This is a genomic window from Burkholderia sp. Tr-20355, from assembly GCF_017104685.1.
Taxonomy (GTDB): domain Bacteria; phylum Pseudomonadota; class Gammaproteobacteria; order Burkholderiales; family Burkholderiaceae; genus Burkholderia; species Burkholderia seminalis.
The window spans coordinates 16,081-36,416 of record NZ_JAAGPK010000038.1 but is presented as its reverse complement, the minus strand read 5'-3'; the positions used below and the strand labels follow the sequence as shown (position 1 = coordinate 36,416).

Below are 20,336 nucleotides of genomic sequence, written 5' to 3'. Positions count from 1 at the left end.
GCTACGTCGTTAAGCCGCCGCCGCGGCCGCGACGCGGCGCACGCCCATCGCGCGCAGCGTGTCGGCGATCGCGGCGACGGCGCCTGGAATTCCGGCTTCGCCGAAGTGGCCGATACAGCCGACGCGGAACGTCTCGACTTCGGTCAGCTTGCCCGGATACAGAATGTAGCCGCGCTTTTTGACCTCCTGATAAAACCGCTTGAAGTCGTAGTTCGGGTCGTCCGGCGCATGGAACGTGACGATGATCGGCGCCTGGATCGCCGGATCCAGGAACGGCCGGAAGCCGAGCGCGAGCATCCCGTCGAGCAGCGCGCGCGTGTTGCGCTGGTAGCGGCCGCCGCGCGCGGCGAGCCCGCCTTCGTCGACGTATTGCGCGACGGCCGCGTCGAGTGCCGCGACCACGTGCGTCGGCGGCGTGAAGCGCCATTGCGTCGTGCGCCGCATGTAGACCCACTGGTCGTGCAGGTCCATCGCGAGCGAATGGCTGTTGCCTTCGCAGCGTTCGAGCGTGCTGCGCTTCGCGATCACGAAGCCGAGCCCCGGCACGCCTTCGAGGCATTTGCCGGACGCCGCGATCACCGCATCGAACGGCGTCGTGCGCGCATCGATGTCGATCGCGCCGAACGAGCTCATCGCATCGACGATCAGCGCGCGCCCGTGCTGCGCGACGACCTGCGCGATCTCGTGCAGCGGGTTCAGCACGCCGGCGCCGGTCTCGCAGTGGACGAGCGCGACGTGCGTGATGGTCGGATCGGCGGCGAGCGCGCGCTCGACGTCGGCCGGATCGACGCGGCGATCCTCGCGGTAGTCGATCGTCGTCAGCCGGCGGCCGAGCACGCGGCAGATCTTGGCGATGCGCTGGCAATACGCGCCGTTGTTCGGCACGAGCACGTGGCCGTCGCGCGGCACGAGCGTACCGATGGCCGCTTCGACCGAGAACGTGCCGCTGCCTTGCAGCGGCACGCATTCGTGCGTGCCTGCGCCGTGCACGATCCGCAGCAGGCGTTCGCGCAGCCGCGCGGTGATCGCGTTGAAGTCGCTGTCCCACGAACCCCAGTCGCGCAGCATCGCGTCGCGCGTGGTGTCGGAGGTCGTCAGGGGGCCGGGGGTGAGCAGGATCGGCTGGGCGGCGAGCGTCATGGTGTCTCCTTGATGAAGTCGGGACGTCACGTGAATGCGGCGGGAAATCAACGGCGATGCGGGTTGCGCCACGCCTGCGTGCGGCGCAGCAGGCGGTGCGAGATGCAGGCGAACAGCACGCACGCGAACGAGGAGGTCGCGAGCACGAGCGTGGCCATCGCCGCGGCCGGGCCCATCTGGCCCGCGTCGTCGAGGTTCAGGATCGCGACCGACGCGGGCTGCGTGTCCGGCGAGTACAGGAACGCGACGGCCGAGACCGTCGTCATCCCGTTGACGAACAGGTAGCGCGCGATCAGCAGGATCGCGGGCAGGCACACGGGCACCGTCACGCGCAGGAAGGTCTTGTAGAACGGCACCTTCAGCGATGCGGACACGGCCTCGAACTCGCTGTCGATCTGCCGGAGTGCGGTGACGGCGGTGAGGTGGCTCGACGCGTAGTAGTGGACGACCGTGACGATCGCGAGCAGCCACAGCGACCCGTACAGCCCGTTCAGCGGATTGCCGGGCGCGTTGAACAGGAAGATGTAGCTGATGCCGAGCACGAGCCCCGGCACGCCCATCGGCAGGATCGCGCACAGGCTGATGAAGCCGCGCAGCCAGCGCGCGCCGCGCGTCTTCTCGATCAGGTAGGCGCCGCCGAACACGACGATCGTGCCGCCGATCGCCACGGTCGCGGCCATCCGCAGGCTGTTCTGGTACGCATCGAAGATGCCGGCCGCGATCAGCCCCATCCGGTAGTGCTGCAGCCCGAGGCTCATCTGGTACGGCCAGAACTTCACGAACGACGCGAACACCGAGATGCCGACCACCGCGATGAAGAAAGCGCACACGAGCGCGCAATACGCGAGCATCGCGGCGTCGAAGCCGCGCGACGGTTTCGGCTGGTACGGCGTCGAGCGTGCGCCGAGCTGCGACTGCTGGCGGCGGCGGATGAAGAAATCGACGCCGAACGCGACGAGTGCCGGGCACAGCAGCATCAGGCTCACGACCGCGCTGCGGTTGAAGTCCTGCAGCCCGATGATCAGCTTGTAGATGTCGGTCGACAGTACGTTGTACGAGCCGCCGATCACGACCGGCACGCCGAAGTCGTTGATGCACATCGTGAACGCGACCATCGTCGCGCTGATCAGCCCGTACTTCGCGCCGGGCAGCGTGATCGTGAAGAACTTGCGGATGCGGCGCGTGCCCATGGCGTCGGCGGCCTCGTAGAGCCGGCCGTCCGCGAGCGACAGCGCGGTGACGAGGATCATCAGCACGTGCGGGAACGACGCGTACACCATGCTCAGCACGATGCCCGGCAGCCCGTAGATCGAATGGCCGTGCAGCAGCGGCTTCAGCAGCCCCGCGTTGCCGAACCAGTAGATGAACGACACGGCCGACAGCAGCGTCGGCGCGAGCAGCGGCAGCAGCGCGATCGTGCGCGCGGCGTTCTTCAGCGGCATGCACGAGCGCGTCAGCGCATACGCGAACGTGAACGCCATCGGCACGACGATCAGCGTGACGAGCGCGCCGACCGTCAGCGAGTGCAGCATCGAGCGCAGCACGCCGCTGTCCTCGAGGTATTCGACGAAGTTGTGCGCGCCGACGAAACGCCCGTCCGCGTCGACGAAGCATTTCTGCACGACGAGCGCGAGCGGCAGCAGCAGGAACAGCGACATCAGCGCGGCCATCGCGACGAGCGCGAGCTGCGCGAGGCGGTCGTGCCAGTGCGTGATCTGCCGCACGTCGGCGGGGGCGGCGGCGCCGCGGCGGCGCTCGGTCAGGACGGTGCTCATTGCAGTCGCTCCTTCGCGCACGGGAACACGCGGACATGCTCGCGATCGAGCGCGAGGTCGATGCGCGCGCCGGCCTGCACGCCGGTGCGGTCGACGTCGTGATACGACAGGTCGGCGACGATCTCCTGGCCGTCGAGCCCGTCGATCCGGAAGCTCACGCGGCAGAACGCGCCGAGGAATTCGAGCTTCTCGACGCGGCCGGCCAGCACGTTGTCGGCCGTCTCGCCCGGTACGCGGATCCGCAGGTCTTCCGGCCGCACGTAGACCGACACCGCCGCGCCTGGCGCGGGGCGGGCCGTGCCATGACGGCAGTCGAGGCCGACCGCGCCCGCGCGCAGCGTGCCGTCCCGCGCGACTTCGGCGGGAATCGTGTTGACCCGGCCGATGAAATCCGCGACGAACGGCGAGGCGGGCTGCCGGTAGATTTCGAGCGGCGTGCCGATCTGCTCGATCACGCCGTGGTTCATCACGACGATGCGGTCGGCCATCGACAGCGCTTCTTCCTGGTCGTGCGTGACCATGATCGTCGTCACGCCGAGCCGTTGCTGCAGCGCGCGGATTTCCTGGCGCAGCCGCACCCGCACGCGCGCGTCGAGCGCGGACAGCGGCTCGTCGAGCAGCAGCAGGCCCGGGGACGTCGCGAGCGCGCGCGCCAGCGCGATCCGCTGCTGCTGGCCACCGGACAGCTGGCCGGGATGCTTGCGATGGCTGTCGGGCAGGCCGACCAGCGCGAGCAGCGTGTGCACGCGCGCGTGGATCGCGTCGCGCTTCATCTTCCGGTTCACGAGCCCGTACGCGACGTTGTCGTACACGGTGAGGTTCGGGAACAGCGCGTACGACTGGAACACGATGCCGTAGTCGCGCAGTTGCGGCGGCAGCCGCGAGATGTCGCGGCCGTCCTGCATGATCTGGCCGGCGTTCTGCGTCTCGAGCCCCGCGATGATCCGCAGCAGCGTGGTCTTTCCGCAGCCCGACGGCCCCAGGAAGCAGATCATTTCGCCCTTCATCACGCTCAGGTTGATGTCGGTGAGGACCTGCGTGTCGTTGTACCGCTTCTCGATGCGTTCTACGCTCAGATAAGGTGCCATGCGCGCCTCCATGCTGGGGCGGCCCGGGGGCCGGATTCGACGAGGGGAAGGGGCACGGGGCGGCGCGCTGCGCGGCCCCGCTGCCGGTCGCGGCGTGTTGGCCGCGTTATTGCTGGGCCTTCGCCCCGTAGCGCTTCTGCCACGTATCGAGGATCGACTGGCGGTTCTTCGCCGACCACACGAAATCGTTCTTCACGAGCAGGTCCGCGTAGTTGTCGGGGATGCCGGCCAGCTTGCGCGCGACGCCCGGATACGCGACGATCGCCCACCAGCGCGCGGTGATCTGGTTCGCATCCTTGCTCGCCATGAAGTCGGCGAGCTTCTTCGCCGCCTCGGGCTGCTTCGTCGTCTTCATGATCGCCGTGCCTTCCATGTCCCAGCCGAGCCCTTCCTTCGGGAACACGAGGTCGATCGGCGCGCCCTGCGACTGCAGTTCGTGGCCGCGGAACTCGAACGAGATGCCGATGGGGAATTCGCCGGTGCCGGCGAGCGTGCACGGCTTCGAGCCCGAGTGGACGTACTGCGCGACGTTCTTGTCGAGCGCGTCCATGAATTTCCAGCCTTTGTCGTCGCCGAAGGTCTGCAGCCATGCGGTCACGTCGAGGTAGCCGGTGCCCGACGACACGGGGCTCGGCATCACGATCGCGCCTTTGTAGACCGGCTTCGTCAGGTCTTCCCACGACGTCGGTTTCGGGATGTTCTTCGCCTGCGCGGCGACGCGGTTGTAGCAGATCGTCGCGCCCCACACGTCCATGCCGACCCAGTGCGGCGGGTTGTTCGCGTCGCTGTACTTGCGCGTGAGCTGGTCGAAGCCCTTCGGCGCGTACGGCATCAGCATGCCCTGCAGGTCGAGCAGCGTGAGGCTCGACGCGGCGAGGCCGAGCACGACGTCCGCGCGCGGGTTGTTCTTTTCCGCGAGCAGCTTCGCGGTGACCGAGCCGGTCGAGTCGCGCACCCAGCGGATCTCGATGTCGGGGTTCGCTTTCTCGAACGCGTCCTTGTAGGGCTTCATCGCCTCGTCTTCCAGTGCGGTGTAGACGAGCAGCGACGTCCTCGCGTGCGCCGCCTGCGCGACGCCGAGCGCGACCGCCGCGGCCAGCGCGAGGCGGGCCGCGCCCGTCGCCCATGCATTCAAACGCTTGTTTACCGGCACTTCGTTCATCTTCAGACCCCTTGACTGTGGCGCCGCGGCACACGGCGGATGAGTGGAGACCAGCCCTCTTGCTGCTGCGTTGTTTTGCTTTCTGTTCTCTGCATGTTGTTGACAATCTACAAATCATCCATTTTAATGTCAAGCATGGAAAACACCTCCCTTCGGCGCGGCGCGGGCGCCGACGGCTCAACCCCTTCGAACCGAAAGGAATGAACGTCATGAGTGAAACGCCTGTATCCGTGGAAGTGAACGGCCGCCGCTACAACTGGATGAGCCGGCCCGTGGTGGTGGTCTGCGTCGATGGCTGCGCATACGAATATCTGGAGGAAGCCGCCGAGGCCGGTGTCGCGCCGTTCCTGCGCACGCTGCTGAAGCCGGGCACGGCGCTCAAGGGCGAATGCGTGGTGCCGAGCTTCACGAACCCGAACAACCTGTCGATCGTGACCGGCGTGCCGCCGGCGATTCACGGGATCAGCGGCAACTATTTCTACGATCGCGACACCGGCGCCGAGGTGCTGATGAACGATCCGAAGTACCTGGTCGCGCCCACCGTGCTCGCGACCTTCGCCGAACAGGGCGCGCGCGTCGCGGTCGTCACCGCGAAGGACAAGCTGCGCCGCCTGCTCGGCAAGGGGCTGAAAGGCATCTGCTTCTCGTCGGAAAAGGCCGACGAAGCGAGCCTCGAGGAAAACGGCATCGACAACGTGCTCGAGCTGGTCGGCAAGCCGGTGCCGAGCGTGTACAGCGCGGCGCTGTCGGAATTCGTGTTCGCGGCCGGCGTGCGCCTGCTCGAGACGCGCCCGATCGACCTGATGTACCTGTCGACCACCGACTACGTGCAGCACAAGTGCGCGCCCGGCTCGCCCGGCGCGAACGCGTTCTACGAGATGATGGACCAGTACCTGCAGCGTCTCGACGCGCTCGGCGCGATCGTCGCGATCACGGCCGACCACGGGATGAACGCGAAGCACGACGACGAGACCGGCGAGCCGAACGTGATCTACCTGCAGGAACTGTTCGACGAGTGGCTCGGCCACGACGCGGCGCGCGTGATCCTGCCGATCACCGATCCGTACGTCGTTCATCACGGCGCGCTCGGCTCGTTCGCGACCGTCTACGTGCCGGCGACGGCCGATGCCGACGCGCTGCGCGCGCGGCTCGCCGCGGTCGACGGCATCGAGGTCGTGCTGACGGGCGCCGAAGGCTGCGCGCGCTTCGAGCTGCCGCCCGCGCGGATGGGCGACCTGATCGTGATCTCGAAGCAGGACGTCGTGCTCGGCACGCGCCGCATCAAGCACGACCTGTCGGGCCTCGACGTTCCGCTGCGCTCGCACGGCGGCATCTCCGAGCAGATCGTGCCGCTGATCTTCAGCAAGCCGGTCGCGACCGACGTCACGGCGCGCGCGCGGCTGCGCAACTTCGACATCATCGACATCGCGCTCAACCATCTGCAGTGATGCACCTGCATCCGCAAGGGGACATACTCATGAACGCCATTGCAGCATCGACGGCCGTCCGCGGGATTCGTCGCGAAGCACTGCGAATCGACGGCGAGCGGATTCATCGGGACGCGGTGATCGACGTGCGCAACCCGTACGACGGCTCGCTGGTCGGCACCGTGCCGAAGGCGACGCTGGACGACGTGCGCCGCGCGTTCGCGGTCGCGCGTGCATACCGGCCGGCGCTCACGCGCCACGATCGCGCGGCGATCCTGCGCCGCGCGGCCGACATCGTGCGTGCGCGCACGGCGGAGATCGCGGCGCTGATCACGGCCGAGGCCGGGTTGTGCCTCAAGGATTCGACGTACGAGGCGGGCCGCGTGGCCGACGTGCTGACGTTCGGCGCGGGCGAAGTGCTGAAGGATGACGGGCAGATCTTCTCGTGCGATCTGACGCCGCACGGCAAGAAACGCCGCGTGTACACGCAGCGCGACCCGCTGCTCGGCGTGATCTCCGCGATCACGCCGTTCAACCATCCGATGAACCAGGTCGCGCACAAGATCGTACCGTCGATCGCGACCAACAACCGGATCGTCGTGAAGCCGTCGGAAAAGGTGCCGCTGTCGTGTTATCTCTTTGCGGACATCCTGTACGAAGCCGGCTTGCCGCCGCAGATGCTGCAGGTGATCACCGGCGACCCGAAGGAGATCGCCGACGAGCTGATCACGAACCCGGCGATCGACCTCATCACGTTCACGGGCGGCGTGTCGATCGGCAAGTCGATCGCGGCGCGGATGGGCTACCGGCGCGCCGTGCTCGAACTCGGCGGCAACGATCCGATCATCGTGATGGAAGACGCCGATCTCGACGAAGCGAGCACGCTCGCGGTGTCGGGCTCGTACAAGAACTCGGGGCAGCGCTGCACGGCGATCAAGCGGATGCTGGTGCACGAATCGGTGGCCGATCGCTTCACCGAACTCGTCGTCGAGAAGACGCGGGCCTGGTCATACGGCAATCCGTCCGATCCGGCGGTGGACATGGGCACCGTGATCGACGAGGCGGCCGCGAAGTTCTGCGAGCAGCAGGTGAACGACGCGATCGCGCGCGGGGCGCGGCTGCTGGTCGGCAACGTGCGCGACGGCGCGCTGTATTCGCCGACGGTGATCGACCGCGTGACGCCCGACATGCCGATCGTGAAGTACGAGACGTTCGGCCCGGTGTCGCCGATCCTGCGCTTTCGCGACATCGACGACGCGATCCGGATGTCGAACAGCACCGACTATGCGCTGTCGTCGTCGGTGTGCACGAACCGCTTCGACCACATCACGCGCTTCATCACCGAGCTGGAAGTCGGCAGCGTGAACGTGCGCGAAGTGCCGGGTTACCGGCTCGAACTGACGCCGTTCGGCGGCGTGAAGGATTCGGGGCTCGGATACAAGGAAGGCGTGCAGGAAGCGATGAAGAGCTTCACGAACACGAAGACCTATTCGCTGCCGTGGTAAGCGGCGTGTAAGGCGCCCGCGCCAGTTGCGCGGCCGGTGCGGGCGTTATTCGATCGGCTCATATCGTTAGCGGATTTGCGTGTTTGTCGCGCTCCGGCGCATCGGTAGAATTCGCGGACCTCTCGAACGGCGCATGCGTGCCGGCGGGATGATTTCCTCTAATCATTCGGGGTCCGCACCATGAAATTTCTCCGCTCCATCCTGATCGTCGCGCTGCTGCAGGCCACCGCGGCCACCAGCGCGCTGGCCGCCGATGACCTGTCGCAGATCAAGTCGTCCGGCGTGTTCCGGGTCGGCACCGAAGGCACCTATGCGCCGTTCACGTACCACGACGAAACGGGCAAGCTGACCGGTTTCGACGTCGACATCGCAACGGCGATCGCGCAGCGCCTCGGCGTGAAGCCGCAGTTCGTCGAAGGCAAGTGGGACGGCCTGATCGCGGGCCTCGACGTGAACCGCTACGATGCGGTCGTCAATGAAGTGTCGATCACCGACGCGCGCAAGGCGAAATACGATTTCTCGACCCCGTACATCACGTCGCACGCGGTGCTGATCGTGCGCTCGGACAACACGACGATCCGCTCGTTCGACGACCTGAAAGGCAAGAAGTCCGCGAACACGCTGACGAGCAATTTCGGCAAGCTCGCGGCCGCCCATGGCGCCGACGTGGTGCCGGTACAGGGCTTCAACGAATCGATCGATCTGCTGACGTCGGGGCGCGTCGATGCGACGATCAACGATTCGCTGTCGTACCTCGATTTCCGCAAGCACAAGCCCGACGCGAAACTGAAGATCGCGGCGACCGACAAGACCGGCGCCGGCGACGCATCCGGCGTGCTGCTGCGCAAGGGCAGCCCCGCGCTGGTGGCCGCGATCGACAAGGCACTGGCCGACATCAAGGCGGACGGCACCTACGCGAAGATCTCGCAGAAGTACTTCGGCCGCGACGTGTCGCAGCCGTGACGCGAGGCTGAACGATGCCGGCCTGGCTGCACCTGATGGCGGAATCGCTGCGGCCCCTGCTATACGCGGGGCTCGTGTTCACGGTTCCGCTCACGCTCGCGTCGTTCGCGATCGGACTACTGCTCGCGTTCGGCGCGGCGCTCGCGCGGCTGTTCGGGCCGCGCTGGGCGCAGGCCGTCGTGCGTTTCTATATCTGGCTATTCCGTGGTTCGCCGTTGCTCGTGCAGCTGTTCGTGATCTTCTACGGATTGCCGAACGTCGGCATCGTGCTCGATCCGTTGACGGCGGCCGTGATCGGATTCTCGCTGAACGTCGGCGCGTACAACGCCGAGGTGATCCGCGGCGTGATCGAATCGATGCCGAAGGGGCAGTGGGAAGCCGCCTACTCGATGGCGATGACGCGCGCGCAGGCGTTGCGCCGCGCGATCCTGCCGCAGGCCGCGCGCGTGGCGCTGCCCGCGCTGTCGAACTCGTTCATCTCGCTCGTGAAGGACACGTCGCTCGCGGCCGTGCTGACCGTGCCCGAGATTTTCCAGGCCGCGCAGCGGATTGCGGCAGTGACCTACGAGCCGCTGATTCTCTATACCGAAGCCGCGCTGATCTACCTGCTGTTCAGCTCGGTGCTGTCCACGTTGCAACGTCGCCTCGAAGCCCGCTTCGGCCGCCACGCGCTGTTCCAGGCGGAGTTGCGATGATCCGTCTCGAACGCATCGACAAGTCGTTCGGCGCGCAGCGCGTGCTGAGCGGAATCGACCTGGCATTGCAGCCGGGCAGCGTGACTGCGCTGATCGGGCCGTCCGGCAGCGGCAAGAGCACACTGCTGCGCTGCGTGAACCTGCTCGAAGTGCCGGAAGCGGGCACGCTCGCGGTCGGCGACGCGCGCATCGAGTTCGCGCTGGGGCGGCGGCCGTCGCGCGACGCGGTGTTCGCGGTGCGCAGGCAGACCGGCATGGTGTTCCAGAACTTCCAGCTGTTTCCGCACCTGAGCGTCGTGCAGAACGTGATGGAGGGGCTCGTCACCGTGCAGCGCTGGCCGCGCGAGCGTGCGCGCGAGCGGGCACTCGCGTTGCTCGACAAGGTCGGCATCGCGGACAAGGCCGACGCATGGCCGGCCACGTTGTCGGGCGGGCAGCAGCAGCGCGTCGCGATCGCACGTGCGCTCGCGCCGTCTCCGCAGGTATTGTTGTGCGACGAGCCGACGTCGGCGCTCGATCCGGAGCTGTCCGTCGAAGTGGTCGAGGTGCTGCGCCAGCTCGCACGCGAAGGCACGACGATGCTGATGGCCACGCACGACCTGCGCCTGGCCGCGTCGATCGCACACGACGCGGTGTTCCTCGCCGACGGCCGCATCGTCGAGGCCGGTGCGTCGCGCGACCTGTTCGGCCGGCCGCGCGACCCGCGCACCGCGAAGTTCGTCGCGACGCTCGCGCAGGGCGTGCCGGTGTTCTGACGCGCGGCGCGATGCCGGCGGTGGTCAGCCGGTCACGTGCCCGTCCAGTACCGCGGCGACGATGGCCTCCGGCGCATCTTCCTGGACCAGGTGCCCGGCCCGCGGCACCCTGATCAGCCTGCCGTTCGCGATGCGATCGGCAAGCGCCTGCCCCTGTTCGAGCGGAATCCACGCGTCGTCCTCGCCCCACACGATGCGCACCGGGAAATCCGGCGGCGCGTAGCGCGCCTCGGCTTCCTCGATGTAGCACTGGCGCATCTGCGCGATCTGCCGATAGAACGCGGCCTGGCCGGCCGGCGTGAGCCACGGCGCACGGTAGATCGACAGCGCGTCGTCGCTCAGCGGCCGCGCCACCGCATGGCCGAGATAGGCCGTGAGGAGCGCGTGATGGGCATACGCGGGCAAGCCGGTGAACGCGGCTTCGTGCTGCGCGACGTGCCGCACGAACGGCGACCCTTGCGGCGCGATCGCGACCGGATTCACGAGCGTGAGATCCGCGTACGCGACGCCGTCGAGAAAGTGCGCGCGCAGCACGGTGGCGCCGCCGTAGTCGTGCGCGAGGACACGTGGCCGCGAAAGGCCCCACGCATTCAGCATCGCGCCGAACAGCGCGTTCTGGCGGCCGAGCGACACATCCGCGTCCGGCATGTCGGACTGGCCGTAGCCGAGCAGGTCGTAGCAATACACGCGATGACGCCGCGCGAGCCACGGCGCGATCCGGCGCCACACCTGCGATGAAAACGGCGTGCCGTGCACGAGCACCAGCGGCGGCCCTTCGCCGAACGCGCCCCAGGCAATCCGGTGGCCGTCGACATTGAAGCGATTCGGGAGTTCGAGCATCGGCTTCTCCGTGATAACCTGTTTTGGTTGTTAACAGGTTACGCCGGATCGTCCGGATGTGAAACTGATAGGTGAAAATAAATGGTTACTCGAACCGAGCCGGCGCGACACGCGCATGAATGGCGCGCGGCGGATTTCGTCGGCGGCCATCCGGCGCTCGATTTCCTCAATACGGTGGCCGACACGGGTAAGACTCGCGACGAGGACAAGCTCGTCGACTGGCCGGCCGTGCGCGCGTGGGCGGAGCAGGCCGGATTGCTGGCGCCGGACGATCTGGCGCGGCTGCTGCGTCATCCGCGGCAGGACGGGCCTGACGAACTGGCGGCGCTGCGCCGCTTTCGTGACGATGCGTATGCCGCGATCGCGCACCTGACGGCGGATGGGGGCGGCAGCGCCGGTGCGCGCGCGGCGGGCCGGCTCGCGGTGGCGATCCGCGAAGCGATCGGGCGCAGCGCATTCGATGCGATCGACGGCCGCTTCGCGTGGCGGCCCGACGCGCGCGCCGCGTCGCGCTGGATCGATGCGGCCGCGCTCGGCTTCGAGCAGTTGCTGCGCAGCGACGATTTCGCGCGTGTGCGTCAGTGCGGCCGGTGTACGTGGTTCTTCGTCGATCGCGGCCGTGGTGTCGGGCGCCGCTGGTGCGACATGCGCACGTGCGGGAACCGCGCGAAGGTGGAGGCGTTCAGGGAACGATGAAGCGCACGGCGTGACGGGGCGCGCGCCGTGCGTGCGTCATTGGGCGGCTTCGCGCGGCCGGTGTTCGGGCCACAGCGTCGCGGCGATGAACAGCCCGGCGGCGAGGAACGGCGCACCGATCGCGAACAGGATGGCCGTGAGGCCCCAGCGATCCCAGAAGCGGTCGACGATCGCGCGTTCGGGGGTGACGGGGTCGTACAGCACGTTGACCGTGTCGCCCTCGTGCAGGCCCGGATGCGACGCCGCCGAGCCTTGCGCGAACGTGATCAGCCGCCCGCTGTCGGTCGTGAACGCGACGATGGCCGAATAGAGCGACGTGCGCGAGCGCGACGACCGTCCGTTTTTCGCGATCTCGACGACGTGGCCGGTCGAGCGCGCGTAGTGGTGGACGATCTGCCACTGATGCAGCGCGGTCGCGCCGGCGCCGGCGAAAAAGCCCGTGCCGATCGCGATCGGAATCAGCACGATCGCGACATCCCAGCGGCGCCGCGCCCGTTTGAGCGCGGCGCGGGTCGGCGGCGGCTCGGCCGGCCGGCGCCGCCGCTCGGCGGCAATCAGCAGGCCGCCGATCGCGAACGACGCGACGGCGAGCAGCGCCGGCACGAGCACCGGAAACCAGCGTTGCGCGAAATCGTCGATCAGGGCGGGGCGGTCGGGGTGGGCGGGGTCGAGCAGCACGTCGACGTTCTCGCCGATGTCGTACGCCGGGACGGTCGAGGCGGTATTGCCGGCAATTTCGCGGCGCTGGCCGTCGTTCGCGAGGTACGCGACGATCGGCCGGTACGCGCGCATCGCGTCGCTGTCCTGCACGATGCGCACGACCGTGCCCGGCGCGCGGATCAAGTGGCCGGTTGCGCGGCCGGCCGTGACGGCGAGCACGCCTGCGAGCACGAGCAGCGCGACGCCGAGTGCCAGCGCGACGAGCGCGTCCTTACCCGGCATGGTCCGATCCGGTTCGTGCGTCGCGCGGCGGATTCGGACGGGCTCGGGTGCGCGGCTCGACCGGACGGACAAGCCGATATCGGCGCAACCAGGCCCTCTGAATGGTCGCGTCTCGTTCACATGCTTCCATGTATGACGTCCCATGTTCTCTCAGTGCCGGCAGGCAAACGCCTGGGCCGGTCGTGTGATATTTGTCGGACGATTCTAGCGGAAACGTTGCGCGAGAGGCGCGCGGGTTGCATGCCGAGAAAGGTGTACAACCGTGAAATTCGGCGGCGGAAAAGGAAAAGGCCGGTCAGCTTGCGCTGACCGGCCTTTGAAATTCCTGGTGGGGCGTGAGTGACTCGAACACTCGACCTACGGATTAAGAGTCCGCTGCTCTACCAACTGAGCTAACGCCCCCAACAGAAGAAAGATTATGCCGGGGTTTTCAGGGCATGGCAAGCCCTTTGTGCAAATTTCCTGAAAATATTTCGTCACGCCGGCGGCCGGCGGCGGCGCGGTAACGAGCGATCGCAGTTTGCGCGCTCCCGGTATGATGACGCCACACGTGTTGCGCGGCGGTCGCGCAACGCTTTCTGGACAGTCGAAGATGGACGAAAACGCAGTCCGCGAATTGCTGGATCGCCTGCTGGCCCCGTGGGTCCGCTCGCTGGGTCTGGTCCCCGTGTCGATCGGCGACGACAGCGTCACGCTGCGCCTGCCGTTTTCCGGCGAGTTCCGCCATTCGGGCGGCGTCATCTGCGGCCAGGTGTTCACGGCGGCCGCCGATACCGCGATGGTGGTCGCGATCTCGTCCGCGCTCGGCGAGTTCCGGCCGATGACCACGGTATCGCTGAACACCAACTTCATGCGTCCCGTGCGCAAGGGCGACGTGCTTGTCACCGCGCGCGTGCTGCGGATGGGCCGCAACCTCGTGTTCGGCGAAGTCGAGCTGTTCGACGAGGACGGCAAGATGGCCGTCCATGCGACGTCGACCTACGCCCTCGTCAGCTGAGCGGCGCGATGTTCGACCAGATCGTTTTTGCGGGCGGCGGCAATCGCTGCTGGTGGCAAGCCGGCTTCTGGGACGTCGCGCAGCCGGCGCTCGGCCTGCGCCCGCGCGTGATCACCGGCATCTCGGCCGGCGCCGCGACCGCGTGCATGCTGTATACACGCGACGCCGCATGGGTGATGCGCTATTACGAAGAGGCGCTGCGCGACAACCGGAAGAACGCGTACTGGGGCAACCTGTTCGGGCGCGAGCCCGTGTTTCCGCATTACCGCATCTATCGCCAGGCGTTGCTCGACATCTACGGCGAGCCGTTCGCGAAGCTGGCCGACGCGCCGGAGATCCGCATCGGCGTGTCGCACGTGCCGCGCTGGCTCGGCGCGCGCAGCGCGGTCGCCGCCGGGCTCGTCGCGTACAACATCGAGAAATACGTGCGCAAGACGCTGCACCCGACGCTCGGGCGCACGCTCGGCTTTCGGCCCGAATTCGTGCGGGCGCAGGCCTGCACGCGCGTCGACGAACTCGCCGACCTGATCCTGCAGTCGTCCTGCACGCCGCCGTTCACGCCGGTATTGCGCCGCGGCGGCCGGCCCGTGCTCGACGGCGGGATGGTCGACAACGTGCCCGTCGACGCGCTCGACCCGTCGCCCGGCGACGTGCTGGTGCTCGTCACGCGGCTGTATCCGCGTCCGCAGATGTTCACGGTCGCGCACGGCGATCAGCGGCGGCTGTACGTGCAGCCGTCGAGCAAGGTACCGATTTCGAGCTGGGATTACACGAGCCCGTCGCAGATGCGGCACGCGTACGATCTCGGGCGGCGCGACGGCGAGCATTTCCTCACGCGCGTCGGCGCGATGACGGGCGGCCGCGCGGCCGCCTGACGATCGGGAAGGGAGAAGCGGGGCCGCGCGGCGCGCGCGCAGCCCGTGCGATCAGCGCTTGCGGATCGGCGTCAGCGCTTCCGGGTTGGCGACGCTCGACATGTCGCCGTCGTCGAACGCGAGGATGTTGCGGAACGCCGCGCTGAAGTAAAGCTCGTAGCTTTCGCGCTCGACGTAGCCGATGTGCGGCGTGCAGATCACGTTTTCCATCCGCAGCAGGCTGTAGCCCTGCAGGATCGGCTCGCTCTCGAACACGTCGATCGCGACCATCCCCGGACGGTTGTGCGACAGCGCGTTGACGAGCGCGTTTTCCTCCAGCAGCTCGGCGCGGCTCGTGTTGACGAGCAGCGACGTCGGCTTCATTCGCATCAGGTCTTCCTGCTTCACGATCCCGCGCGTGTCGTCGTGCAGGCGCAGGTGCAGCGACAGCACGTCGCTCTGCTCGAACAGCGCTTCGCGGCTCTCGGCCGCCGTGTAGCCGTCGGCGCGCGCGGCTTCGAGCGAATGCTCGCGGCCCCAGATCAGCACGTTCATCCCGAAGGCCTTGCCGTAGCCGGCGACGAGCCGGCCGATCTTGCCGTAGCCCCAGATCCCGAGCGTCTGGCCGCGCAGCACCTGGCCGAGGCCGAAGTTCGGCGGCAGCGCCGACGTCTTCAGGCCCGACTGCTGCCAGGCGCCCTGCTTCAGGTTCGCGACGTATTGCGGAATGCGGCGCTGGGCGGCCATCACGAGCGCCCACGTCAGTTCGGCGGGCGCGATCGGCGAACCGGTGCCTTCGAGCACCGCGATGCCGCGGTCGGTACAGGCTTCCAGATCGATGTGGCTCGACACGCGGCCGGTCTGGCTGATCATGCGCAGGTTCGGCAGCTTGGCGAGCAGTTGCGACGTAATCGGGGTCCGTTCACGAATCAGCACGAGCGCCTCGACTTCCGCCAGGCGGCTTGCGAGCTGTCCCAGGCCGCGCACCGTATTGTTGAAGACCTTCACGTCGTGGCCGGCGAGCATCTCGAAGCAGTTCAGCTTGCGGACGGCGTCCTGGTAGTCGTCGAGGATGGCAATTTTCATGGTGAACGGGTGTCGCGCGTTGAAAGCGGCCGTGGCGGCGGCGCACGTTGCGCGCCCGTCCCGCCCGGCCGGGGCCGACATGATGCTACGTCGGCCGCCTTCATGGTGTCTTTTTAACAGGTTGTTACGCTCCGCCGCAATTGGCGGGAGCCTGACCCGGCGCCGCTCGCGCGCAGTGTGGAAGGGTGCGCTGTTGTGTCGCATCAGACACGTCCTTCCTGATTCGGCTGCTTACTCGACGAGGTTCACCCAATTGTTGCTCCAATCAGAATAATTGGATCATCCATCCGCGTAAGGCGAGGATTTTTGACTATTTTTATCGTCAACCGGCACCTTGTTGAGCAACTCTGCATCATTTCCGCTGTCGTAGGAGAATTACGCATTTGCTTCATCTTTTTGAAGTTGTACTAGCGGCAGGAGTCGTTTATGGATCATTTGCAGTCGATGCGCGTGTTCGTCAAGGTTGCAGATCTCGGCAGTTTCGCGCGGGCCGCGAGCGCAATGGATATCTCCAACGCGGTCGCGACGCGCCATGTCGCCGACCTGGAAGGCCGGCTTGGCACACGTTTGCTCAATCGCACCACGCGCAGCCTCTCCCTGACGGAGTCGGGTCAGGTCTATCTGGAGCGTGCCCGCCAGATCCTCGATGAGCTCGAGGACGTCGAGCAGATGGTCGTCGCGCGCAATCACGAGCCGGTCGGCACGCTGCGCATCGTCGCGCCGGTCGTGTTCGGCCTGCACAACCTCGCGCCCGTGCTGCAGTCGTACACGGAGAATTTCCCGAAAGTGGTGCCGGATCTCACGCTGGTCGACCGGCAGGTCGATCTCGTCGAGGAAGGCTTCGACGTCGGTATCGTCGTCACGCGCCAGATGCGCAGCGCGAGCATCGTCACGCGGCGCCTGACCACCGGCTGCATGACCGTGTGCGCGACGCCGAGCTACCTGGAGAAGCACGGTGTGCCGACGCATCCGGAGCAGCTCGCCGAGCACCCGAGCCTGAGCCTGCCGACCGAATACTGGGGCGACGAGCGCGTGTTCACGGGGCCGGACGGCGAAGTGCGCGTGCGCCCGACCAACGTGATCGTCGCGAACAACACCGCGATGCTGCGCCAGTTCGCGCTGCTCGGCATGGGCGTCGCGATCCTGCCGAGCTACCTGATCGGCAGCGACATCGCGCGCGGCGCGCTGGTGCGGCTGCTGCCGGATTTCCGGCTGCCGCAGGTCGAGATCAACATCGCGTACCCGAGCCGGCGCCATCTGCCTGCGAAGGTCCGGACCTTCATCGACCACCTCGTCGAGCATTTCAGCCACTCGACCGACGCGATGATGGGGGAACAGTGGGCCGCGCAGAGTTCGGCGCTCGCGCCGATCGGCGTCGAGACGCGTGCCGAGCAGCCGGAAGCGGCCGACCCGAACCTGTCGCCGCGCCTGCCGCGTTCGCCGCGCACGCGCGTCGCGGCGCCGTCGCCGCTGTAACGGCGCGACGGCCGGGCGGCGATTGCCGCCGGCACAAAAGAAAAACGCGGATCGAGCGATCGATCCGCGTTTTTTTCATGGCTGCCTGGCGCAGCCCGATACGCCGGGGAAGGCTCCCGGCTCCCGGCGGCCGGGCCGTTACGAACCCGTCTTGCGCGTCGTCGTCTTGCGGGCGGCGGTCTTGGTCGCCGTGGTCTTGGCGGCCGTCTTGCGGGCCGGTGCCGCTTTCTCTTCGGCGCCTTCCGTCACGGTTTCGGCCTCCTTCGTCGCCGATTTTGCCGTCTTCTTCGCGGCGGCGGCCTTCGGCTCCTTCTTCTCGAACTCGAAACCGATCTTGCCGTCCGGTTGCTTCACGAGGAACGCCTTGAAGTTGCGGCCGGTACGCGACGACTTGAAGTTCGGCAGCAGATCCGTGCGGCCGTCGGCCAGCAGCTTGCCCATCTGCTCGCGCGTGATTTCCTGTTGCAGGATCACCTTGCCCGAGCGGAAGTCGCAGGTCTTCGGGTTCGCCACCGAGTGCTCGCACACGTAGCTCATCCCGTGCTCGAACACGCGGCCCTTGCACTTCGGGCACGCGCCGACCGGTTCCTGCGCGGAGAAGTCGGGCGCTTCGCCTTCCTCGCCGCCCTGGTCCTGGCCGAAATCGAACTCGAGCTTGTAGTTCTTCGTCTCGTCGTCGAAGGACAGCTTGAGGATCGCCGAGAACGGGCGGCCCATCTTGCTGCGGAAGCCGGACAGCGGCCCGATTTCCTTCTTCTGCAGCAATTCCTCGACTTCCGGGATCTCGAACTGCCGGCTGCCCGGGATCTTCGAGATCGAGAACTCGCACTTCGTGCACGCGAAGCGGCGGTAGTTTTCCTTCACCTGGCCGCCGCAGTTCGGGCATGGCGTCTCGAGCGTCGCGTAATCGCCGGGGATCGTGTCGGAATCGTATTCCTTCGCGCGCTTGACGATCTGCTGCGTCATGCGGGCGATTTCCTGCATGAACGCGTCCCGCCCGAGATTGCCGCGCTCCATCTGCGACAGCTTGTATTCCCATTCGCCGGTCAGCTCGGGCGCGGTCAGTTCCTTCACGCCGAGCCCGCGCAGCAGCGTCATCAGCTGGAATGCCTTCGCGGTCGGGATCAGCTCGCGGCCTTCGCGCAGCAGGTATTTCTCGCCGAGCAGGCCTTCGATGATCGCCGCACGCGTTGCCGGCGTGCCGAGACCCTTCGCGGCCATCGCCTCGCGCAGCTCGTCGTCCTCGACGAGCTTGCCCGCGCCTTCCATCGCCGACAGCAGCGTCGCTTCCGAATAGCGTGCGGGCGGCTTCGTCACGAGCGCGACGGCGGCGATTTCGTCCGTCTTCACCTTCTCGTCCTTCTGCACCGGCACGAGGTTCGCGTCCGCGCCTTCGGCGTCGCGGCCGTACACCTGCAGCCAGCCCGGCTCGACGAGCACCTTGCCTTCGGTCTTGAAGTGATGGCCGGCGACTTCGGTGATCCGCGTCGTGACGCGGAATTCGGCCGCCGGGAAGAACACGGCGAGGAAGCGCTTCACGACCATGTCGTACAGCTTCTGCTCCGGCTCGGACAGCGACTTTGGCGCCTGCAGCGTCGGGATGATTGCAAAGTGGTCGCTGATCTTCGAGTTGTCGAAGATCCGCTTGTTCGGCTTGACCCAGCCCTTGTCGAGCACCTGCTTCGCGTGCGGCAGGTAGTTGTTGCTCTCCTTGAGCATCTCGAGCGTGGACTCGACCGTCGACAGGTAGTCTTCCGGCAGCGCGCGCGCGTCGGTACGCGGGTAGGTCAGCACCTTGTGCTTTTCATACAGCGCCTGCGCGAGACCGAGCGTGTTCTTCGCGGAGAAGCCGAAGCGGCTGTTCGCCTCGCGCTGCAGGCTCGTCAGGTCGAACAGCAGCGGTGACAGTTGCGTTGACGGCTTCGATTCCTCGGAGACCGTGCCGATCTGGTCGCGGCACGCGGCGACGATCGTTTCGGCGGCCGGCAGGCTCCACAGGCGGGAGTCGCGCCTCTCCGGATCGAATTCGTCGCGCTTGAATTTCGGGTCGAACCACTTGCCTTCGTAGAAGCCGCCGGCGCACGCAAACTCGGCCTTCACTTCCCAGTAGTCGCGCGGAATGAAACGGCGGATTTTCTCTTCACGTTCGACGACGATCGACAGCGTTGGCGTCTGAACGCGGCCGACGGTGGTCAGGAAGAAGCCGCCGCCCTTGCTGTTGAACGCGGTCATCGCGCGGGTGCCGTTGATCCCGACGAGCCAGTCGGCTTCCGAGCGGCAGCGCGCGGCGTCGGCGAGCGGCTGCATGTCGGTGTCGCTGCGCAGGTTCGCGAAACCGTCGCGGATCGCCTGCGGCGTCATCGACTGCAGCCACAGGCGCTGGACCGGCTGCTTCGCCTTCGCGTGCTGCGCGATCAGGCGGAAAATCAGTTCGCCCTCGCGCCCCGCGTCACATGCGTTGATCAGGCGGTCGACGTCCTTGCGCTTCATCAGCTTCGTGAGCACCTTGAGGCGCGACTCGCTTTTTGCGATCGGGTTCAGGTCGAAATGCGGGGGGATGACGGGCAGATGCGCGAAGCTCCATTTCCCGCGCTTGACCTCGTACTCTTCCGGGGCGGCGATTTCCAGCAGGTGGCCGACAGCGGACGAAAGGACGAAATCGTCGCTCTCGTAATACTCGTCATGCTTGGTAAAGCCGCCCAAAGCGCGTGCGATGTCGTTCGCGACAGAAGGCTTTTCCGCAATGATCAGTGCTTTGGACATGACAGGTGTGTGTTGGTAGACCGGGTTCGCCGGTTGTGGGTCGCTTTTACGACCGCTTTATAGCACACGCCGCAGCGACGGCGGCTCGGCGTGTAAAAAGCGGCCCATCATAGAGGGGGGCTGCAACGGCGGCAAGCGCCCCGCCGCGGCGAGGCGCGCAAACACGCGCCCA

Annotated in this window: 17 protein-coding genes and 1 tRNA gene; 9 read left to right on the top strand and 9 right to left on the bottom strand. The window is 67.0% G+C overall.

Annotated features, from left to right (window positions below; genetic code table 11):
- Positions 1–9: 9 nt before the first annotated feature.
- The 4 genes from G3N62_RS12940 to G3N62_RS12925 form a co-directional block, all read right to left on the bottom strand.
- Positions 10–1,140: a 2-aminoethylphosphonate--pyruvate transaminase gene (locus G3N62_RS12940; protein ID WP_124670490.1), complete on the bottom strand. Its 1,131-nt coding sequence runs from the start codon at positions 1,138–1,140 to the stop codon at positions 10–12.
- A gap of 47 nt (positions 1,141–1,187) precedes the next feature.
- The gene (locus tag G3N62_RS12935) at positions 1,188–2,915 is read right to left on the bottom strand and encodes a putative 2-aminoethylphosphonate ABC transporter permease subunit (RefSeq protein ID WP_124670491.1); all 1,728 of its coding nucleotides are present in this window, start codon (positions 2,913–2,915) and stop codon (positions 1,188–1,190) included.
- The gene (locus tag G3N62_RS12930; RefSeq protein WP_059561576.1) at positions 2,912–4,003 is read right to left on the bottom strand and encodes a putative 2-aminoethylphosphonate ABC transporter ATP-binding protein; all 1,092 of its coding nucleotides are present in this window, start codon (positions 4,001–4,003) and stop codon (positions 2,912–2,914) included. The genes G3N62_RS12935 and G3N62_RS12930 overlap by 4 nt, the downstream gene beginning before the upstream one ends.
- Before the next feature lie 106 nt (positions 4,004–4,109).
- On the bottom strand, positions 4,110–5,165 hold the full coding sequence (locus G3N62_RS12925) for a putative 2-aminoethylphosphonate ABC transporter substrate-binding protein (protein ID WP_069706579.1): 1,056 nt from the start codon (positions 5,163–5,165) through the stop codon (positions 4,110–4,112).
- A 209-nt stretch (positions 5,166–5,374) separates the two neighbouring features.
- Here G3N62_RS12925 and phnA point away from each other — a divergent pair, with 209 nt between their 5' ends.
- The 5 genes from phnA (at position 5,375) to G3N62_RS12900 (ending at position 10,510) form a co-directional block, all read left to right on the top strand.
- Complete coding sequence (gene phnA / locus G3N62_RS12920) at positions 5,375–6,613, top strand: phosphonoacetate hydrolase (protein ID WP_124670492.1); 1,239 nt, start codon at positions 5,375–5,377, stop codon at positions 6,611–6,613.
- Positions 6,614–6,642: 29 nt separating this feature from the next.
- Positions 6,643–8,097 (top strand): phosphonoacetaldehyde dehydrogenase, encoded by a 1,455-nt coding sequence (phnY, locus tag G3N62_RS12915; protein WP_034190339.1) that lies wholly within the window; start codon positions 6,643–6,645, stop codon positions 8,095–8,097.
- 180 nt (positions 8,098–8,277) lie between these two features.
- On the top strand, positions 8,278–9,060 hold the full coding sequence (locus G3N62_RS12910) for an amino acid ABC transporter substrate-binding protein (protein WP_049028912.1): 783 nt from the start codon (positions 8,278–8,280) through the stop codon (positions 9,058–9,060).
- A gap of 14 nt (positions 9,061–9,074) precedes the next feature.
- A complete protein-coding gene (locus G3N62_RS12905) occupies positions 9,075–9,755 on the top strand; it encodes an amino acid ABC transporter permease (protein ID WP_034190212.1) in 681 nt (226 codons plus the stop codon).
- Positions 9,752–10,510, top strand: coding sequence for an amino acid ABC transporter ATP-binding protein (locus tag G3N62_RS12900; protein ID WP_124670493.1), 759 nt, complete (start codon positions 9,752–9,754; stop codon positions 10,508–10,510). The genes G3N62_RS12905 and G3N62_RS12900 overlap by 4 nt, the downstream gene beginning before the upstream one ends.
- 24 nt (positions 10,511–10,534) lie before the next feature.
- On the opposite strand, the gene G3N62_RS12895 is transcribed toward G3N62_RS12900, so the two are convergent.
- A complete protein-coding gene (locus G3N62_RS12895; RefSeq protein ID WP_059561465.1) occupies positions 10,535–11,350 on the bottom strand; it encodes an alpha/beta fold hydrolase in 816 nt (271 codons plus the stop codon).
- Positions 11,351–11,431: 81 nt separating this feature from the next.
- On the opposite strand from G3N62_RS12895, the gene G3N62_RS12890 reads away from it, so the two are divergent.
- Positions 11,432–12,046 carry a CGNR zinc finger domain-containing protein gene (locus tag G3N62_RS12890; RefSeq protein WP_124670494.1) on the top strand — a complete coding sequence of 205 codons (615 nt, stop codon included), beginning with the start codon at positions 11,432–11,434 and terminating at the stop codon, positions 12,044–12,046.
- A 36-nt stretch (positions 12,047–12,082) separates the two neighbouring features.
- On the opposite strand, the gene G3N62_RS12885 is transcribed toward G3N62_RS12890, so the two are convergent.
- Positions 12,083–13,132, bottom strand: coding sequence for a DUF3592 domain-containing protein (locus G3N62_RS12885; RefSeq protein ID WP_124670495.1), 1,050 nt, complete (start codon positions 13,130–13,132; stop codon positions 12,083–12,085).
- 182 nt (positions 13,133–13,314) lie between these two features.
- Positions 13,315–13,390 (bottom strand) — tRNA-Lys (locus G3N62_RS12880).
- A gap of 190 nt (positions 13,391–13,580) precedes the next feature.
- On the opposite strand from G3N62_RS12880, the gene G3N62_RS12875 reads away from it, so the two are divergent.
- Together G3N62_RS12875 and G3N62_RS12870 are read left to right on the top strand one after the other, a co-directional pair.
- A complete protein-coding gene (locus G3N62_RS12875; RefSeq protein WP_048244716.1) occupies positions 13,581–13,985 on the top strand; it encodes a PaaI family thioesterase in 405 nt (134 codons plus the stop codon).
- Between the two features lie 8 nt (positions 13,986–13,993).
- Positions 13,994–14,860: a patatin-like phospholipase family protein gene (locus G3N62_RS12870; protein ID WP_034190218.1), complete on the top strand. Its 867-nt coding sequence runs from the start codon at positions 13,994–13,996 to the stop codon at positions 14,858–14,860.
- A gap of 51 nt (positions 14,861–14,911) precedes the next feature.
- Here the strand turns inward: G3N62_RS12870 and G3N62_RS12865 are convergent, their stop codons facing one another.
- Complete coding sequence (locus tag G3N62_RS12865; protein WP_034190219.1) at positions 14,912–15,925, bottom strand: D-2-hydroxyacid dehydrogenase family protein; 1,014 nt, start codon at positions 15,923–15,925, stop codon at positions 14,912–14,914.
- A 426-nt stretch (positions 15,926–16,351) separates the two neighbouring features.
- On the opposite strand from G3N62_RS12865, the gene G3N62_RS12860 reads away from it, so the two are divergent.
- On the top strand, positions 16,352–17,401 hold the full coding sequence (locus G3N62_RS12860) for a LysR family transcriptional regulator (protein WP_034190220.1): 1,050 nt from the start codon (positions 16,352–16,354) through the stop codon (positions 17,399–17,401).
- Between the two features lie 138 nt (positions 17,402–17,539).
- Here the strand turns inward: G3N62_RS12860 and G3N62_RS12855 are convergent, their stop codons facing one another.
- Positions 17,540–20,164, bottom strand: a complete 2,625-nt coding sequence (locus tag G3N62_RS12855; protein WP_124670496.1) for a DNA topoisomerase III — start codon at positions 20,162–20,164, stop codon at positions 17,540–17,542.
- Positions 20,165–20,336: the final 172 nt, after the last annotated feature.

Bases quoted from the DNA above. Each gene is read 5' to 3' on its own strand.
- G3N62_RS12865 (WP_034190219.1), bottom strand. From the start codon at position 15,925: ATGAAAATTGCCATCCTCGACGACTACCAGGACGCCGTCCGCAAGCTG.
- G3N62_RS12860 (WP_034190220.1), top strand. From the start codon at position 16,352: ATGGATCATTTGCAGTCGATGCGCGTGTTCGTCAAGGTTGCAGATCTC.
- G3N62_RS12940 (WP_124670490.1), bottom strand. From the start codon at position 1,140: ATGACGCTCGCCGCCCAGCCGATCCTGCTCACCCCCGGCCCCCTGACG.
- phnY (WP_034190339.1), top strand. From the start codon at position 6,643: ATGAACGCCATTGCAGCATCGACGGCCGTCCGCGGGATTCGTCGCGAA.
- G3N62_RS12900 (WP_124670493.1), top strand. From the start codon at position 9,752: ATGATCCGTCTCGAACGCATCGACAAGTCGTTCGGCGCGCAGCGCGTG.
- G3N62_RS12875 (WP_048244716.1), top strand. From the start codon at position 13,581: ATGGACGAAAACGCAGTCCGCGAATTGCTGGATCGCCTGCTGGCCCCG.
- G3N62_RS12885 (WP_124670495.1), bottom strand. From the start codon at position 13,132: ATGGGACGTCATACATGGAAGCATGTGAACGAGACGCGACCATTCAGA.
- G3N62_RS12930 (WP_059561576.1), bottom strand. From the start codon at position 4,003: ATGGCACCTTATCTGAGCGTAGAACGCATCGAGAAGCGGTACAACGAC.
- G3N62_RS12895 (WP_059561465.1), bottom strand. From the start codon at position 11,350: ATGCTCGAACTCCCGAATCGCTTCAATGTCGACGGCCACCGGATTGCC.
- G3N62_RS12870 (WP_034190218.1), top strand. From the start codon at position 13,994: ATGTTCGACCAGATCGTTTTTGCGGGCGGCGGCAATCGCTGCTGGTGG.
- G3N62_RS12925 (WP_069706579.1), bottom strand. From the start codon at position 5,165: ATGAACGAAGTGCCGGTAAACAAGCGTTTGAATGCATGGGCGACGGGC.
- phnA (WP_124670492.1), top strand. From the start codon at position 5,375: ATGAGTGAAACGCCTGTATCCGTGGAAGTGAACGGCCGCCGCTACAAC.
- G3N62_RS12905 (WP_034190212.1), top strand. From the start codon at position 9,075: ATGCCGGCCTGGCTGCACCTGATGGCGGAATCGCTGCGGCCCCTGCTA.
- G3N62_RS12855 (WP_124670496.1), bottom strand. From the start codon at position 20,164: ATGTCCAAAGCACTGATCATTGCGGAAAAGCCTTCTGTCGCGAACGAC.
- G3N62_RS12910 (WP_049028912.1), top strand. From the start codon at position 8,278: ATGAAATTTCTCCGCTCCATCCTGATCGTCGCGCTGCTGCAGGCCACC.
- G3N62_RS12890 (WP_124670494.1), top strand. From the start codon at position 11,432: ATGGTTACTCGAACCGAGCCGGCGCGACACGCGCATGAATGGCGCGCG.
- G3N62_RS12935 (WP_124670491.1), bottom strand. From the start codon at position 2,915: ATGAGCACCGTCCTGACCGAGCGCCGCCGCGGCGCCGCCGCCCCCGCC.